Raw genomic sequence first — 14,933 nt, 5'->3', positions numbered from 1 at the left:
CTCCCCGGCCCCGCTCAGGATGCGGTGCCTGCTGAGGAGTCTGCAGCCGCGCGAGGACGCGCCGCATCGGCAGTCCTACGGATATCCGACCTTCGTCGCACAACCTGCGCGCCGCCCGCGTCGTCTAGAGGGCATGACGGAGGCGTGGCGTGCGGACGAGGCCGAGGGCGCGGGCCTCGACAGCCTGCTGCGCGTGGCCGACCACCTCGACTTCGACGACTTCTTCCACACGTCCTGGCGTCGGCTCTACCCGATGGCTGTCGGAATCGCTGGTGACCGGGCATCGGCCGAGGACGCGCTGCAGACGGCCTTCGCGAAGGCGTACGCCTCCTGGTCCCGCGTGTCGGCAGCCCACCACCCCGAGGCCTACGTGCGACGGATGGTCGTCAACGAGATCATCAGCAGCCGTCGTTCGGCCTGGTTCCGGCGCGAGCGGTCGACCGCCGAGCCCGACGCCGGAGCGGCGAGCGCCTCTCCCGAGGGCGCTGTGGTCGACCGCGACGCGGTCTGGGCGGCGGTCCAGGGCCTGCCCGTGCGACAGCGGGCCGTGATCGTGCTCCGCTACTACGAGGACCTCTCCGAGGCGGAGATCGCCGACGTGCTGGGCTGCTCGCGCGGCACGGTCAAGTCGCAGGCGTCGGCAGCGCTGAGGAACCTGCGCACCGACTCCTTCTCCGCGCTGACCGGGGAAGGAGCGCCCCGATGACCGACCAGCTGGCCGCCGTGCTGCGGTCGCACCTCGACGTCGAGCCGCCACCGGGCGACCTCGCCGCCGTCGTCCGCCGTGGCCGCGGCGTGCGACGACGCCGTCGGGCGATGGCCACCGTCACCGTGGTGGCCGTGCTCGCCGCGATCTGGGTGGGGGCGACAGCCGCCATCCCGACTGCTGGTGAGCGAGCCGCCGACCACTACGCACGCTTCGCCCCGATGGACGCCTCGGGCGGTCTGCGGGCCTACGCCGACCCGGACGTCGCGGTCCACCTCGGCGGGTCGACGTACGACGCGACGGACCTCGGATCCCTCGACACCGATGCCATCGCCACGCCCCACGGGATCGTCTTCTACGACGACAACCGCCCGATGCTGCTGCGCGACGACGGCGTGGTCGAGGCCTTGGTGGACGGTTCCGTCGACCGCGACGCGGGCTTCCACCCGACGGCCAAGGCGGACTCCGTCTCGGACGAGGTCGCGTTCGCCGTGCTCGACGACGGAGAGGCCGTCGTGACTGTCCGTGACCTCGACACCGACGAAGACGTGCACTCCTGGTCTACCTCCTGCGGCCGGTGCACGGACCTGGTGATCGATGCCTACGACGACGGCGTGCTCTTCGTGCGGACGTCCGGCACGACCCTCGCGGTCGACATGCTCTCGGAGGAGGTGGTCGACCTCGGCGCTGGGGTGCGCGTGGCGGACGTCCGCAACGGGACGGTCCTCTACTCGGGGGTGGAACCCACGCCGGCGCCCTCCGGCACCCGCGACTGGACGTTCGTGGAGGGGGCCATCGACAGCGAGCTGACCTTCGACGGGGCGTACGTCGTCGGGTGGTCGAGCCTCCTCGCGCCCATCGATCCCAGGGCGGACCCGGTGCGGCTCGACGTGGGACCGACGGACGGGAGCCTCGGCTTCTGGTCAGTCGACACCGACGGCTCGGTGCTCGTGATCGCGCCCGATGGGACGTACCCGCGCTACACCGTCCACGACTGCGAGGTCCCGTCCGGCACGTGTACACCGCTCGGACCCTTCAAGCCGAAGGGCGGTGACCCGGCCTTCATCGGGGCCGACATGTGAGGCTCACGGCAGGTCGACCTCGCCGGCGATGCGGGTGACCGCGTCGCCCGAGACCCACACGCGGTCGCCGTCCGCCTCGATCCGCACCCGGCCCTCCCGGCCGATGACGCTCCCCTGCCGCGAGGTGTACGACGCCGGCAGCGCGCCGGACCCGGTCAGCCACTGCGCCAGACCGGCGTTGGCCGAGCCGGTCACCGGGTCCTCGGCGAAGTCGCGACCGTCGGCGAAGAAGGCGCGCACCTCGACGTCGGCGCCCAGCTCGGCCGCGTGGACCTCGCCCCACCGGCCGAGCACGGTGACCTTGAGGTCGGTGAAGGCGGCGACGTCCGGGACGACCGCCAGCACCGACTCGGCGGAGCCCAGGTCCACGCCGACCCAGCCGGGACCGTTGTCGATCCACGCCATGTCGAGGACGGCGGCGTCGTCGATGTCGAGCCCGTTAACGACCCTGGCCCGCAGGTCGTCCTCGACGGGGCCGCTCCGCACCAGCGGCGGTGCGGCGAACCCGAGCCGCGGTGACCGTCGTACGTCGACCAGGCCGGCGCCGCACTCCTGCACGATCGCCTCGCCACGAGGCACCCCGCCCGCCTCGAGCCAGGCGTGCGCGCTGCCGATCGTCGGGTGGCCGGCGAACGGCAGCTCGCCCGCCGTCGTCCAGATCCGGACGCGGTAGTCCGCGGCCGGATCGGTGGGCGCGCAGAGGAAGGTGGTCTCGGACAGGTTGGTCCAGCGCGCGAAGCGCCGCATCTGCTCCTCGCTCAGGCCGTCGGCGTCGTGGACGACCGCGAGCGGGTTGCCGAGCCAGGGCTCGGCGCTGAAGACATCGACCTGGCGGAAGGGCAGCACGCACCCATCAGATCAGACGTGGGCGGCCCACCGTCTCGACGCCTCGTCGACGCCGGGACGGACACGTGTCCGGGACGTGGCCCTCGCCACCGCGGATCAGGGGGCCACGTCACGGACACGTGTGCCCGGTCCACGGCCGACGTCGAGTCACGACGAGGCGAGGAGCTCCAGTGCCTGGCGGTACCCGTCGATCCCCTGCCCGGCGATCGTCGCGACGGCGTGGGGCTCGACGACGGAGGTGTGGCGGAACTCCTCGGCGCGCTGCTTGGGGTCGGAGATGTGGACCTCGACCAGCGGGGCCGTGAGCTGGGCGCAGGCGTCCCAGAGGGCCAGCGAGTAGTGGGTCCAGGCTCCTGCGTTAAGCACGACGCGGTCACCGTCGTCGGCGGCCGCATTGAGCCAGTCGAGCAGCTCGCCCTCGTGGTTGGTCTGGCGCACCTCGACGTCCAGGCCCAGGTCGCTCCCCCACTCGACGCACTGGTGGGCGAGCTCCGCGTGGGTGGTCGAGCCGTAGATCTCCGGCTGGCGCCGGCCGAGCCGCCCGAGGTTGGGGCCGTTGAGGACGAGCACGCGCGTCATGACGGCAGCGTACGGCGCCGCGCCTCCCGCACCAGTGGAGTGTCCGGCAGCGCCGGCGTCGCCCACTCGGCCGGAGGTCGCCAGGTGGCCCACTCGTCGTCGAGCGGCCAGTCGCGTCCCTCGACGAGCTCGGCGCGTGCCCACTCGCCAGCTGCGCGGATCTCGTCGGCGTGGGCCCGCGTGTGGTGGCCGGAGTCGACGGCGGCGTCGAGCTCGTCGGCGTCCTTCAGCCACAGCGTGCCGGAGGGCTCGAGCCACAGGTCCAGGATGAGGTCGCGGGTGTTGGTCTCGTCGCCGCACCGGCGGTGCGGCAGCTCGAGGTTGACGTAGTGGCCCGCGAGCGACCCGTCGTCCTCCCAGAAGATCCACACCGACCACGGGCGGCCGGTCGGCGCGATCCGCAGGATGCCCCCGCCCCGCCAGCGCTCGATGGTCGGCACGCGCTCACCGAGGAAGCGCTCGGCGAGCGGCTTGTCCCGCAGGCTCAGGCCATCCCCGGGTGCCGTCGACAGCAGCTCGGTGTCCGCCGCCAGCCAGGCGACGAGTCCGCGCTCGTCGTCGCGCACGACACGCATCGGGTCGCACCTCGTCGCGTAGCGCCACTGCACCACGTCGCCCTCGGCGAAGAACGGTCCCCCACCTGCGGGGACCCACGGCCCGTCGCCCTCGGCCCGCCGGACGGCCTCGAGCGCGTCGAGGTCCACGGGCCTCGGGTCGGCAGCGCCGGAGAGGCGCTGCATGGTGCCGCCGGACTCGCTGACGGCGGTGTCGTCCCCCGAGGCGTCGCTCACCCGGCGGAGGCTATCGCGGCGTAGGCCGCGCGCAGGTCCGCCTCGCTCGGTCCGGCGAGGATCCGCGGCGAGGCCAGGTCGTCGAGCACGACGAACCGCAGCAGCGAGCCGCGTGCCTTCTTGTCGACCTTCATCGCCGCGTGGAGGTCCTCGAAGGACGCGGCGTCGTACGACGTCGGCAGCCCGACGCGCGCCAGCGCGGCGCGGTGCCGCTCGACCACGACGCGGTCGAGCGATCCGGCACGCGCGGCCAGCTCGGCGACGTACACGCAGCCGATGGCGACCGCCTCGCCGTGGCGGACGGAGTAGTCGCTGGTGCGCTCGATGGCGTGGGCGAGGGTGTGGCCGTAGTTGAGCACCTCGCGGCCGGGGTGGCCGTCGGCGCCGCCCCTCTCGCGCAGGTCGTCGACCACGACGCCGATCTTCACCCGGATCGCCCGCTCGACGAGCTCGCGCAGCTCGGCCGAGTCGTGGGTGAGGGCGCCCGGGTCGGTGCGCTCGACGATCTCGAGGATCTCGGGGTCGGCGACGAAGCCGCACTTCACGACCTCGCCGAGCCCGGCCACGAGCTCCTCACGCGGCAGCGAGGCCAGCAGCGACAGGTCACACAGGACGCCCGCCGGCTCGTGGAAGGCACCGACGAGGTTCTTGCCGGCACCGGTGTTGATGCCGGTCTTGCCCCCGACCGCGGCATCGACCATCGCCAGCAGGGTCGTCGGCACGTGCACGACGCGGACGCCGCGCAGCCAGGACGCCGCGACGAAGCCGCCGAGATCGGTGGTCGCTCCCCCGCCGATCGTCACCACCGCGTCGGAGCGCGTGAAGCCGGCCTCGCCGAGCGCCTCCCAGCAGTCCGACGCGACCGGCGCGGTCTTGGCTCGCTCGCCCTCGGGCAGGCCTAGCGCCAGCACGTCGTAGTGCTCGACGAGGACGTCGACGACCGGGTCGGCCAGGGCGCCGAGCGACCCGGCGTAGAGCACCGCGACGCGCTCCACCGACTCTCCGAGGATGCCGGGCAGCCGGCCGGACAGGTCGTGGCCGACCACGACGTCGTACGGCGACGCGCCGCCGACGTGCAGCACGGTGTCAGTCATCGGAATAGCCCCTCGATCTCCGCGGCCACCTCGTCCGCGGTGCGGTCGTCGGTATCGACGACGTGGGTCGCCACCGACTCGTAGACGGGGGTGCGCTCGTCGAGCAGCGCCTTGATCCGGGAGCGGACGTTGCCGAGCAGCAGGGGGCGGCCGACGCCGAGCCCGACGCGCTTCACGGCGTCGGTGAGCCCCACCCGGAGGAACACGACGGGCAGGTCGGCGAGCAGCGCGCGCGTCTCCTCGCGGAGGACAGCGCCGCCGCCGAGCGCCAGGACACCGTCGTGCTCGGCGACCGCGGCGGCCACCGCTGCAGCCTCGAGGTCGCGGAAGTGGTCCTCGCCGGACTCCACGAAGATGTCGGAGATCTCCCGGCCCGTGCCGGCCTCGATGTCGGCGTCCGTGTCACGCACCGGGACGCCCCACGCGTCGCCGAGGAGGCCGGCCACGGTCGTCTTGCCGGCGCCCATCGGGCCCACCAGCACCACGCGAGGCGGCATCAGCGGACCCTCATCGGAACCGGAGGGTGTCGAGGTACGCCTCGGCGTTGCGCCGCGTCTCCTGCACCGAGTCGCCGCCGAACTTCTCCACGACGGCGTCGGCGAGCACGAGCGCCACCATCGCCTCGGCGACGATGCCGGCGGCCGGGACCGCACACACGTCGGAGCGCTGGTGGTGCGCGACCGCCGCCTCGCCCGTGGCGACGTCGACGGTGCGCAGCGCCTTCGGCACCGTCGCGATCGGCTTCATCGCCGCACGGACGCGCAGCACCTCGCCGGTCGACATGCCACCCTCCGTGCCGCCGGAGCGACCAGACGTACGGCGCAGCCCGTCGTCGGTCGGCACGATCTCGTCGTGGGCCAGCGAACCGGGCGTGTCGGCGAGCTCGAAGCCGTCGCCGACCTCAACGCCCTTGATCGCCTGGATCCCCATCAGCGCCTCGGCCAGCTTGGCGTCGAGGCGGCGGTCCCAGTGCACGTGGGAGCCGAGGCCCGGCGGGAGGCCGTGGACGACGACCTCGACGACGCCGCCGAGGGTGTCGCCGTCCTTGTGGGCCTGGTCGATCCGCGCCACCATCGCCGCGCTCGCCCCGGGGTCGAGGCAGCGGACCTCGTCGGCGTCGAGGCGCGCCACGTCCTCAGGGAGCGGTACGACGCCCGCGGGCGCCTTGACGCCACCGAGCGAGACCACGTGGGAGACGATCCGCGCGCCGACGGCCTGCTCGAGGAAGTTGGACGCCACGCGGCCGAGCGCGACGCGGGCCGCGGTCTCCCGGGCCGAGGCCCGCTCGAGGATCGGCCGCGCCTCGTCGAAGGCGTACTTCTGCATGCCGACGAGGTCGGCGTGTCCCGGCCGCGGCCGGGTCAGCGGGGCGTTGCGGGCGAGGGCCTCGAGCTCGACGGGATCGACGGGGTCGGCCGACATGACCTTCTCCCACTTCGGCCACTCGGTGTTGCCGACCTCGATCGCCACCGGGCCGCCCTGGGTCTCACCGTGGCGGACGCCGCCGAGCACGCGCACCTGGTCCTGCTCGAACTTCATCCGGGCGCCACGGCCGTAGCCGAGCCGGCGGCGAGCCAGGGAGTCGGCGAGGTCGTCGGTCGTGACGCGGACGTGCGCGGGAAGTCCCTCGAGGATCGCGACGAGGGAAGGACCGTGGGACTCGCCCGCCGTGAGCCATCGGAGCATGGCCCCAGTCTCTCAGCCCCACATGAGCTCGGCGAGCGGAGTCCCCCAGACGAGACCCACGAGCGTGCCGAGCACCATGAACGGCCCGAAGGGGAACGACCGCTTGAGCAGCGTCCGGTCGCGGCGCGCGAGCAACACCACGAGGGCGGGCACCGCGAAGAGGAGGAAGGAGGACCAGAGCCCGATCGCCACCGCGCCCCAGCCGACCCAGCCGAGGACCAGTCCGACGAGGGCCGCGAGCCGGACGTCGCCGAAGCCCATCCCGGCCGAGCGGACGAACCACAGCACCCAGAAGAACGTCCGGACGACGAGCATCGCGACCAGTGCCCGCACCAGTGCGTCGCGCTCGTCGGTGGCGAGACCCACGACGACCACCGCGACGATCGCGGCGAGCGTCGCCGGGACGACGATCCGACGGGGCAGCAGCTTGGTGTGCCAGTCGATGACCGCGAGGGCCACGGCGACGGGCGTCAGCGGGAGCAACCACACCAGCGACCAGTCCAGCCCGGTCGCCGCACCGATCAGCCCACCGGCCACGGCGCAGGCCAGGACGCTGCGCCAGCGCAGGCCTCGGTGGGTCGCGATGTCGGCGTAGAGCATCTTCGGCGGCTCCTCCGCCGCCGGTTCCGCGAGCGGCCGGTCCTCCTCGGGTGCGTGCTCCGGCTCGGGCTCGGCCTCCTTCGGCGCGGGCTCCGGCACGCTCGAGATCAGCGCGGGCACCAGCAGGCCGCCGAGACCGGCGACGAGCAGGCCGACCACGGCCGCGAGGAGGGTCTCGTTCACGGGGTCATTCAAGCGGGACGGCGGGCCGCGAGGGCGCGTTCGCCCGTTTCACGCATCGTGTCGAGCGGCGCGGTGAGGCCGGTGAACAGCTCGAGCTGGAGCGCCGCCTGGTGGACGAGCAGGTCGAGCCCGCCGACGAGGACCCGGCCGGACGACCGCGCCGACGCGGCCAGCGGGGTGGGCCACGGGTCGTAGAGCGCCTCGAAGACGACGGGGACGTCGCGCCACCGCTCGACGAGGGCGGTGGTCTGTGCCGAGGCCGGGATCGTGGAGACCAGGACGTCGACAGTGGAGCCGGCGGCCGGTAGGTCGGGCTCGCCGCTCCACCGTCCGCCGACCAGGGGCTCGGCGGTGACCTCCGGCCCAGCCGGGTGGGCGCGCAGGGCGGTGAGCGTCTCGGCGGCCCGCCCCTCGTCCCGTACGGCGACCCGGATCGACGTGACCCCGAGCTCGACCAGCGCCAGCCCGACCGAGGTGGCGGTCGCGCCGCCACCGAGGACGACCGCGGACGCCAGCGGCGTCGTCGTACGCTCCCGAAGGGCGGCGACCGCGCCGGGGAGGTCGGTGTTGTCGCCGACCCTCACCCCGTCGGTGAGGACGAGCGTGTTGACCGCCCCCGCGAGCCGCGCACGGTCGCTGACCTCGTCGGCCAGCGCCACCGCCTCTCGCTTGAGCGGCATCGTCAGCGACAGCCCCCGCCACTCCGGCCCGAGGCCGGCCAGGAAAAACGCCAGCCCGCCCGCCTGCACCCGGTGGGCGTCGTAGGACCAGTCCAGCCCGAGCTCCGCGTAGGCCGCCCGGTGCAGCGCCGGTGACAGCGAGTGCGCGACCGGGTCGCCGAGGACCCCGCAGCGCCGTGCCCGGTCCACGTCAGCAGCGGTCCGAGGTGTCGCAGTAGGCCTTGTACTCGTCGCGACCCTCGAGGAAGCCGTCGTAGTCCTCGTAGAACTTGGTCTCACCGGTCGAGAGGTCGACCGTGACGTAGTAGTACCAGTTGCCCTCGGCCGGGTTGGCGGCCGCCGCGATCGCGTCGTCGCCCGGCGCCTCGATCGGCGTCGGCGGCAGGCCGGCGTTGATGCGCGTGTTGTAGGGGGTGTCCTCGGCCAGCTGGTCGGGCGTGAGCTCTGTCGAGCCGGGCGAGAGCCCGAGGCCGTAGGCGATGGACGCGTCGATGCCGAGCGTGCCGTTGGTGCCGCCCTTGTCGCCGGGGCCGTCGAGGCGGTTGTAGATGACCCGCGAGATCTTGGGCATGTCGTCGCCGCGACCCTCGGCCTGGATGAGCGAGGCGATGATCATCAGCTCGGCGGGCGTGTGCCCCAGCTCCGCTGCCTTCGTCTCGAGGTCGGCCGCGTCGGCGGCCTCCTGCCAGCGCGCGACCATCATCTTGAGGATCGCCACGGGCTTCATCCCCGGCTTGACCTCGTAGGTCGCCGGGAACAGGTAGCCCTCGGCGTTGCCGTTGGCGTAGTCGGGCAGGCCGATCTTCCCGGACTCGGCCGCCTTCTCGAACGCGCCCTCCGAGAAGTCGGTGTTCTCGGCGAGCGTGGAGAAGATCTCGGTGAGCCGCAGGCCCTCGGGGACGGTCACGGTCGGGAAGCCGATGAGGTTGGCCGGGTCGACGAGGACCTCCTTGACGTCGGCGGCGCTCATCTGCTTCTGGAGCTCGTAGTCGCCGACCTGGATCCCGCTGCACTCCTCGCTGCACGCGTCGATGAAGGCCTGCACGGACGCCGTGATGCCGGCGGCCTTGAGGTTGCGGCCGATCTGGGCGGTGACGTCGCCCTCGTTGACGGTGAACTCGACCTTGCCCGTGCCCGGTCCCGGGTAGTCCTCCGGTCCCTGGAACTGGTCGGCGACCCACGAGACGCCCTTGGTGAGCCCGACGTAGAAGCCGCCCACGAGGACGGCGAGCGCGATGATGACGGCCAGGCAGCCCTTGAGGCCGCGACCCTTGCGACGCTTGCCACCGAGGACGTACTCGTAGTCGTCCTCGCGGTCGGCGTCGTCGAAGCCCACCTCGTCGGGGTCGGTCCCGCGCTCACTCATCCGTCACCTCGACGATCTCTCCCGGTGGCTCTCCGCGCAGACGCTCGCTGTCGAGCGCAGTCTGCAGGATCAGCACCGCTGCTGCTTGGTCCACCACGGCGCGTCGCTTGGCCCCGTTGCGGCCCTGCTCGCGCAGGACCTGCTCGGCCGACACCGTGGTCAGTCGTTCATCACACAGCCTGACAGGGACGGGTGCAACTCGGCGAGCCAGGCGCGCGGCGAACGCACGCACCTTCGCGGCCGCCGGTCCTTCACCGCCGCTGAGGGAGCGCGGGAGCCCGACGACCACCTCCACCGCCTCCCGCTCGGCGACGAGCTCGGCGAGACGCCGTACGTCGCCACCGCCGCGGCGCACCGTCTCGACCGGGGTGGCCAGGAAGCCGGAGGGGTCGCTGCTCGCGACACCGATCCGGGCGTCACCCGGGTCGATCCCCAGCCGGACCCCGGTGCGCATGCTCAGCCCGCCACCCGGGCGACCTCGGAGGTCACCAGCGCGAGGGCCTCGTCGATGCGCGAGGCGTCGCTGCCGCCACCCTGGGCGACGTCGTCCTTGCCACCACCCTTGCCGCCGAGCAGCGGACCGACGGCACGCACGAGCTCGCCCGCGGACAGGCCGCGCGCGCGGGCCTCGTCGTTGGTCGCGGCGACGACGGACACCCTGCCGTCGGCGCTGCCGATGATGACGACCACGCCCGCCTCGCCCTGCGGCAGGCGTCCGCGCACGTCCATCGCCAGGTTGCGTACGTCGCCCCCGCCGGCGCCGTCGGCGCGGTGGGCCACCACCTTGACCGGGCCGACCTGCTCCGCACGGGCCGCGAGCTCGGCGCTGGCGCCCAGCAGCTGCGCGAGACGGGCCTTCTCGAGCTCCTTCTCGGCGACCTTGAGCCGCTCGGTCAGGCCCTGCACGCGACCGACGAGGTCGTCGGGCTGCGTCTTGAGGACGCCGGTCAGCTGGGCGACCACGTCGCGCTCGCGGGCGAGGTAGGCGAAGCCCTCGACGCCGGTGAGCGCCTCGATGCGGCGGTTGCCCGAGCCGACGCTCGTCTCACCGGTCACCACGACGGTGCCGATCTGCGAGGAGTGGTCGACGTGCGTGCCACCGCAGAGCTCGCGCGACCACGGGCCGCCGATCTCGACGACGCGCACCTTGGTGTTGTCGTAGGTCTCGCCGAAGAGGGCGATGGCGCCCCACTCCTTGGCCTGGTCGAGGGTCATGTAGTCCCACGAGACCGCGAGGTCGGCGCGCAGTGCCTGCTGCGAGACCTGCTCGATGTCGCGGACCTGCTGCGGGCTCAGGCCCTGCGTCCAGCCGAAGTCGAGGCGGAGGTAGCCGGGACGGTTGTAGGAGCCGGACTGGAGCGCCGTGGGGCCGAGCACCTCACGCAGCGCGGCGTGGACCACGTGCGTGCCGGAGTGGGCCTGGCGCGCACCGATGCGCCACTCGGGGTCGACGCGGGCGTGGACCTCGCGACCCGCGTCGAGCTCACCCTCGAGCACGCGCACCTGGTGGACGACGAGGCCCTTGATCGGGCGCTGCACGTCGATGACCTCGAGGCGGCCGCCGTCGAAGACGATCTCGCCGGCGTCGGCGACCTGGCCACCGGACTCGGCGTAGAACGGGGTCCGGTCGAGCACCAGCTCGCCGATCTCGCCCTCGGCGAGGCGCTGCGTCGCCGCTCCCCCGCTCAGGACGGCCAGCGGGCGCGACTCGGTCTCGAGGGTCTCGTAGGCCAGCCACTCGGTCGGGCCGTGCTCGTCGAGGATCCCGCGGTAGACGGCCGTGTCGCCGTGCGCGCCCTTCTTGGCGCGGGCATCGGCCTTCGCCCGCTCGCGCTGCTCGGCCATCAGGCCGCGGAAGCCCTGCTCGTCGACGGTCAGCCCGGCCTCGGCGGCCATCTCGAGGGTGAGGTCGATCGGGAAGCCGTAGGTGTCGTGCAGCGCGAACGCGCGCTCGCCGGACAGCGTCGTCCCACCCGTCTGCTTCACCTCGGCGGCGGCGGTGTCGAAGATCTGGGTGCCGGACTGGAGCGTCTTGCGGAAGGCGTCCTCCTCGGCGAAGGCGACCTGCGAGATGCGCGGCCAGTCGGTGAGGAGGTTGTCGTAGGTCTGCCCCATCACGTCGCGCGAGACCGGCATCAGCTCGGGCAGCACCCGGTCCTCGCAGCCCAGCAGGCGCATGGACCGCACGGCGCGGCGCAGCAGCCGTCGCAGCACGTAGCCGCGCCCGTCGTTGCCAGGCGTCACGCCGTCGCCGATGAGCATCATCGAGGAGCGGACGTGGTCGGCGATCACGCGGAAGCGCACGTCGTCGCCTGCGTCGGCGCCGTACGTCTTCCCGGTCATCTCCTCGGCCTTGGCGATCACGCCGTACATGACGTCGATCTCGTACATGTTCTGCTTGCCCTGCAGGAGCAGCGCCACGCGGTCGAGGCCCATGCCGGTGTCGATGTTCTTGCGCGGCAGCGATCCGGAGATGTCGAAGTCGGACTTGGACCGTACGGCGCTGAGCTCGTCCTGCATGAAGACGAGGTTCCAGATCTCGAGCAGCCGGTCCTCGAGCTCGACGGGCATGTCGGGGCCGAGGGTCGTCGGGTCGAAGTCGGGACCGAAGTCCGGGCCGCGGTCGTAGAGGATCTCCGAGCACGGCCCGCCGGGGCCGGGCACGCCCATCGACCAGTAGTTCTCCTTGTTGCCGAGCTGGACGATGCGCTCCTCGGGCAGGCCGGTGACCTTCATCCAGAGGCTGATCGCCTCGTCGTCCCCGACCAGCACCGACGGGTAGAGCCGGTCCACCTCCAGGCCGAAGCCACCCTCGTCGACCGGCTTGGTGATCAGCGTCCAGGCCAGCTCGATGGCGCCTTCCTTGAAGTAGTCGCCGAACGAGAAGTTGCCACACATCTCGAAGAACGTGCCGTGGCGGGTCGTCTTGCCGACGTCCTCGATGTCGGGTGTGCGGATGCACTTCTGGACGCTCGTGGCGCGGTCCCACTGCGGCGTCTCCTGGCCCAGGAAGTAGGGCTTGAACGGCACCATGCCGGCGTTGACGAACAGCAGGTTCGGGTCGTCGGCGAGCAGCGAGGCGGAGGGCACCACGGCGTGTCCGGCGGCCTCGAAGTGCGCGAGGAAGCGGCGGCGGATCTCGGCGGTGTCCATCAGTGCGGGTCCTTCATCTCGTCGGGCTTGCTGGTCAGCTCGGGTACACCATGAGGCCGGAGCCCGAGCTGCTCCCGCAACTCGGTTTCACGTTCGGCGCGACCGGCGTTGACCTCGTCGGCGAACATCCGCGCGCCGACCTGCCACCCCCGGACGCGGTCGCGCAGGCCGTCGGCGGTCAGCGTCTCGGCGACCCGCCGGGCGCGGGCAGCGGCGTACACCCCGACCCCCGCCCCGGCCACGAACCAGAGTGGGCGACCCATCAGGCGACGTCCTCCCCCGGTGCTGCTGCGGCGGCTCGCTCGCGCGCGCGGAACTCACGCAGCGCCTGCTTGGTCTCCGCGCGGCGCTCGCGACCGGCTCGCCTCGTCTCCTGGCGCACGTGGAAACGGATCCGGTTGCGGGTCTCGGGAGCGAGGGCCCGGCGCACGCCGGCCGTCCACGAGGCGGCCTTGACCACGGTCTCGCGGGCGACGACGTCGACGAACAGCCGGCCGTCGATGGGCACCGCTACCGGTACCTGCTCGGGCGCCACCTCGCGGCCGCCGTCGTCCAGGCGGGTGATGACGTACGCGCTCGTGTCGGCGCCGCCCGCGCTGTCGGCCACCGGCCGCGGGCTCCCGGCGACAGGCAGATCGAGGGCCGCGACCCGCTCGGCGAGCGAGGCCACGAGGGACTCGGCGCGCCGAGCTCGTCGCAGGCCGAGCAGCGCGAGGACCAGCGCGGCGAGCGCCACTGCACCCGCGGCAGCCAGCCACACCTGCTCCGAAGTCACCGGGCGAGCCTACAAGCCCCGGACGATGCGGCGGACCCGCTCCCAGCGCTCCTTCACCGCGGCCTCGGCCCCGAGGGCGGTCGGCCGGTAGTAGGTGGCGTCGGTGAGCTCGTCGGGGGCGTACTGCTGCTCGGCGATGCCGTAGGGCGCGTCGTGGCTGTAGACGTAGGGCTTCGCCGCGCCGGACGCGTGGCCGAGCCTGGCCGCCCCCGGGTAGTGCCCGTCGCGGAGGTGGGGCGGGACCTGCCCGATCCTGCCGGCGCGTACGTCGGCCTGCGCGGCGTCGATCGCGGTCGTCACCGCGTTGGACTTGGCAGCCACGGCCAGCGCGATGGTCGCCTGCGCGAGGTTGAGCCGGGCCTCGGGCATCCCGATCAGCTGGACGGCCTGCGCCGCCGCGACCGCGGTCGGGAGCGCGGTCGGGTCGGCGAGGCCGATGTCCTCGCTCGCGCTGATGACGAGCCGGCGCGCGATGAACCGCGGGTCCTCGCCGGCCTCGATCATCCGCGCGAGGTAGTGCAGGGCGGCGTCGACGTCGGAGCCGCGGATCGACTTGATGAAGGCGCTGATGACGTCGTAGTGCTGGTCGCCCTGGCGGTCGTAGCGCACGGCCGCCTGGTCGACCGCGGTCTCGGCGGTCGCGAGGTCGATGGTGTCGAGCCCGGTGCTCGCCGCGGCGCCGGCGGCCGCCTCCAGGTAGGTCAGCGCCCGCCGTGCGTCCCCACCCGCCAGCCGTACGAGGTGGGCGCGGGCGTCGTCGTCGAGCCCGGTCTCGCCGCCGAGCCCGCGCTCGTCGGTGAGCGCCAGGTCGATGACCTCGGCGACGTCGTCGTCGGTCAGCGACTGGAGCCGCAGCAGCAGGCTGCGCGAGAGCAGGGGGGAGATGACCGAGAAGAACGGGTTCTCGGTGGTCGCGGCGATGAGCGTGACCCAGCGGTTCTCCACGCCGGGCAGCAGCGCGTCCTGCTGGGCCTTGCTGAAGCGGTGCACCTCGTCGACGAAGAGCACCGTCTCCTGGCCGGTCCGGACGAGCTCGGCGCGTGCTCCGTCGATCGCGGCCCGGACCTCCTTGACGCCCGCGGAGACCGCCGACACCTCGACGAAGCGCCGGCTGGTCTGCTGGCTGACGATCGCGGCGATGGTCGTCTTGCCCGTCCCGGGCGGCCCCCACAGCAGCAGCGACATCGACTGGTCGCCCTCGATCAGGCGCCGCAGGGGCGAGCCGGCGGCGCGCAGCTGCTGCTGCCCGACCAGCTCGTCGATGGTGCGTGGTCGCATGCGCACCGCGAGCGGCGCGGACGCGTGCGTGTTGGCGCCGAGCGACCCGCTCCCGGGAACGGCTCCGGGCGCGGGCTGCCCCGCGCCCGGAATCTCGAACAGGCCGTCCACGAG

The 14,933-nt window shown here is 73.0% G+C and carries 16 protein-coding genes; 2 read left to right on the top strand and 14 right to left on the bottom strand.

Features of this window, described 5'->3' with window-relative positions; all coding sequences use genetic code 11:
* The first annotated feature begins 133 nt into the window (after positions 1–133).
* Both L2K70_RS07530 and L2K70_RS07525 read left to right on the top strand, forming a co-directional pair.
* Positions 134–706 carry a SigE family RNA polymerase sigma factor gene (locus tag L2K70_RS07530; protein WP_236400919.1) on the top strand — a complete coding sequence of 191 codons (573 nt, stop codon included), beginning with the start codon at positions 134–136 and terminating at the stop codon, positions 704–706.
* On the top strand, positions 703–1,788 hold the full coding sequence (locus L2K70_RS07525) for a hypothetical protein (RefSeq protein WP_236400918.1): 1,086 nt from the start codon (positions 703–705) through the stop codon (positions 1,786–1,788). Before L2K70_RS07530 ends, L2K70_RS07525 begins: the two co-directional genes overlap by 4 nt.
* Positions 1,789–1,791: 3 nt before the next feature.
* On the opposite strand, the gene L2K70_RS07520 is transcribed toward L2K70_RS07525, so the two are convergent.
* The 14 genes from L2K70_RS07520 to L2K70_RS07455 form a co-directional block, all read right to left on the bottom strand.
* Complete coding sequence (locus L2K70_RS07520) at positions 1,792–2,634, bottom strand: PhzF family phenazine biosynthesis protein (RefSeq protein WP_236400916.1); 843 nt, start codon at positions 2,632–2,634, stop codon at positions 1,792–1,794.
* 147 nt (positions 2,635–2,781) lie between these two features.
* A complete protein-coding gene (locus L2K70_RS07515) occupies positions 2,782–3,213 on the bottom strand; it encodes a type II 3-dehydroquinate dehydratase (protein WP_236400914.1) in 432 nt (143 codons plus the stop codon).
* Entirely contained in the window at positions 3,210–4,004 is a 795-nt protein-coding gene (locus L2K70_RS07510) for a ribonuclease FAU-1 family protein (protein ID WP_236400913.1), read from the bottom strand. The genes L2K70_RS07515 and L2K70_RS07510 overlap by 4 nt, the downstream gene beginning before the upstream one ends.
* Positions 4,001–5,098, bottom strand: coding sequence for a 3-dehydroquinate synthase (gene aroB / locus L2K70_RS07505; RefSeq protein WP_236400911.1), 1,098 nt, complete (start codon positions 5,096–5,098; stop codon positions 4,001–4,003). The genes L2K70_RS07510 and aroB overlap by 4 nt, the downstream gene beginning before the upstream one ends.
* On the bottom strand, positions 5,095–5,595 hold the full coding sequence (locus L2K70_RS07500; RefSeq protein WP_236400909.1) for a shikimate kinase: 501 nt from the start codon (positions 5,593–5,595) through the stop codon (positions 5,095–5,097). Before L2K70_RS07500 ends, aroB begins: the two co-directional genes overlap by 4 nt.
* A 10-nt stretch (positions 5,596–5,605) precedes the next feature.
* Entirely contained in the window at positions 5,606–6,784 is a 1,179-nt protein-coding gene (aroC, locus tag L2K70_RS07495; RefSeq protein ID WP_236400907.1) for a chorismate synthase, read from the bottom strand.
* 12 nt (positions 6,785–6,796) lie between these two features.
* Entirely contained in the window at positions 6,797–7,567 is a 771-nt protein-coding gene (locus L2K70_RS07490; protein ID WP_236400905.1) for a prepilin peptidase, read from the bottom strand.
* An 8-nt stretch (positions 7,568–7,575) separates the two neighbouring features.
* Positions 7,576–8,436 carry a shikimate dehydrogenase gene (locus tag L2K70_RS07485; protein ID WP_236400903.1) on the bottom strand — a complete coding sequence of 287 codons (861 nt, stop codon included), beginning with the start codon at positions 8,434–8,436 and terminating at the stop codon, positions 7,576–7,578.
* Position 8,437: 1 nt separating this feature from the next.
* A complete protein-coding gene (gene mltG, locus L2K70_RS07480) occupies positions 8,438–9,613 on the bottom strand; it encodes an endolytic transglycosylase MltG (protein WP_236400901.1) in 1,176 nt (391 codons plus the stop codon).
* Entirely contained in the window at positions 9,606–10,067 is a 462-nt protein-coding gene (gene ruvX, locus L2K70_RS07475; RefSeq protein ID WP_236400899.1) for a Holliday junction resolvase RuvX, read from the bottom strand. Before ruvX ends, mltG begins: the two co-directional genes overlap by 8 nt.
* Positions 10,068–10,069: 2 nt before the next feature.
* Positions 10,070–12,766, bottom strand: a complete 2,697-nt coding sequence (gene alaS / locus L2K70_RS07470) for an alanine--tRNA ligase (protein ID WP_236400897.1) — start codon at positions 12,764–12,766, stop codon at positions 10,070–10,072.
* Positions 12,766–13,029, bottom strand: a complete 264-nt coding sequence (locus L2K70_RS07465; protein ID WP_236400895.1) for a DUF6167 family protein — start codon at positions 13,027–13,029, stop codon at positions 12,766–12,768. Before L2K70_RS07465 ends, alaS begins: the two co-directional genes overlap by 1 nt.
* Positions 13,029–13,541: a hypothetical protein gene (locus tag L2K70_RS07460; protein WP_236400892.1), complete on the bottom strand. Its 513-nt coding sequence runs from the start codon at positions 13,539–13,541 to the stop codon at positions 13,029–13,031. The genes L2K70_RS07465 and L2K70_RS07460 overlap by 1 nt, the downstream gene beginning before the upstream one ends.
* 9 nt (positions 13,542–13,550) lie before the next feature.
* On the bottom strand, positions 13,551–14,930 hold the full coding sequence (locus L2K70_RS07455; protein ID WP_372477475.1) for a replication-associated recombination protein A: 1,380 nt from the start codon (positions 14,928–14,930) through the stop codon (positions 13,551–13,553).
* Positions 14,931–14,933 lie beyond the last annotated feature (3 nt).

Source organism: Nocardioides potassii, from assembly GCF_021648885.1.
Lineage (GTDB): Bacteria > Actinomycetota > Actinomycetes > Propionibacteriales > Nocardioidaceae > Nocardioides > Nocardioides potassii.
The sequence above is the reverse complement of the archived record's forward strand: the minus strand, read 5'-3'. Positions and strand labels throughout refer to the sequence as shown.

Coding starts and splice junctions, on each gene's coding strand:
- L2K70_RS07465 (WP_236400895.1), bottom strand. CDS start 13,029: ATGGGTCGCCCACTCTGGTTCGTGGCCGGGGCGGGGGTCGGGGTGTAC.
- alaS (WP_236400897.1), bottom strand. CDS start 12,766: ATGGACACCGCCGAGATCCGCCGCCGCTTCCTCGCGCACTTCGAGGCC.
- L2K70_RS07515 (WP_236400914.1), bottom strand. CDS start 3,213: ATGACGCGCGTGCTCGTCCTCAACGGCCCCAACCTCGGGCGGCTCGGC.
- mltG (WP_236400901.1), bottom strand. CDS start 9,613: ATGAGTGAGCGCGGGACCGACCCCGACGAGGTGGGCTTCGACGACGCC.
- aroB (WP_236400911.1), bottom strand. CDS start 5,098: ATGACTGACACCGTGCTGCACGTCGGCGGCGCGTCGCCGTACGACGTC.
- aroC (WP_236400907.1), bottom strand. CDS start 6,784: ATGCTCCGATGGCTCACGGCGGGCGAGTCCCACGGTCCTTCCCTCGTC.
- L2K70_RS07525 (WP_236400918.1), top strand. CDS start 703: ATGACCGACCAGCTGGCCGCCGTGCTGCGGTCGCACCTCGACGTCGAG.
- L2K70_RS07530 (WP_236400919.1), top strand. CDS start 134: ATGACGGAGGCGTGGCGTGCGGACGAGGCCGAGGGCGCGGGCCTCGAC.
- L2K70_RS07500 (WP_236400909.1), bottom strand. CDS start 5,595: ATGCCGCCTCGCGTGGTGCTGGTGGGCCCGATGGGCGCCGGCAAGACG.
- ruvX (WP_236400899.1), bottom strand. CDS start 10,067: ATGCGCACCGGGGTCCGGCTGGGGATCGACCCGGGTGACGCCCGGATC.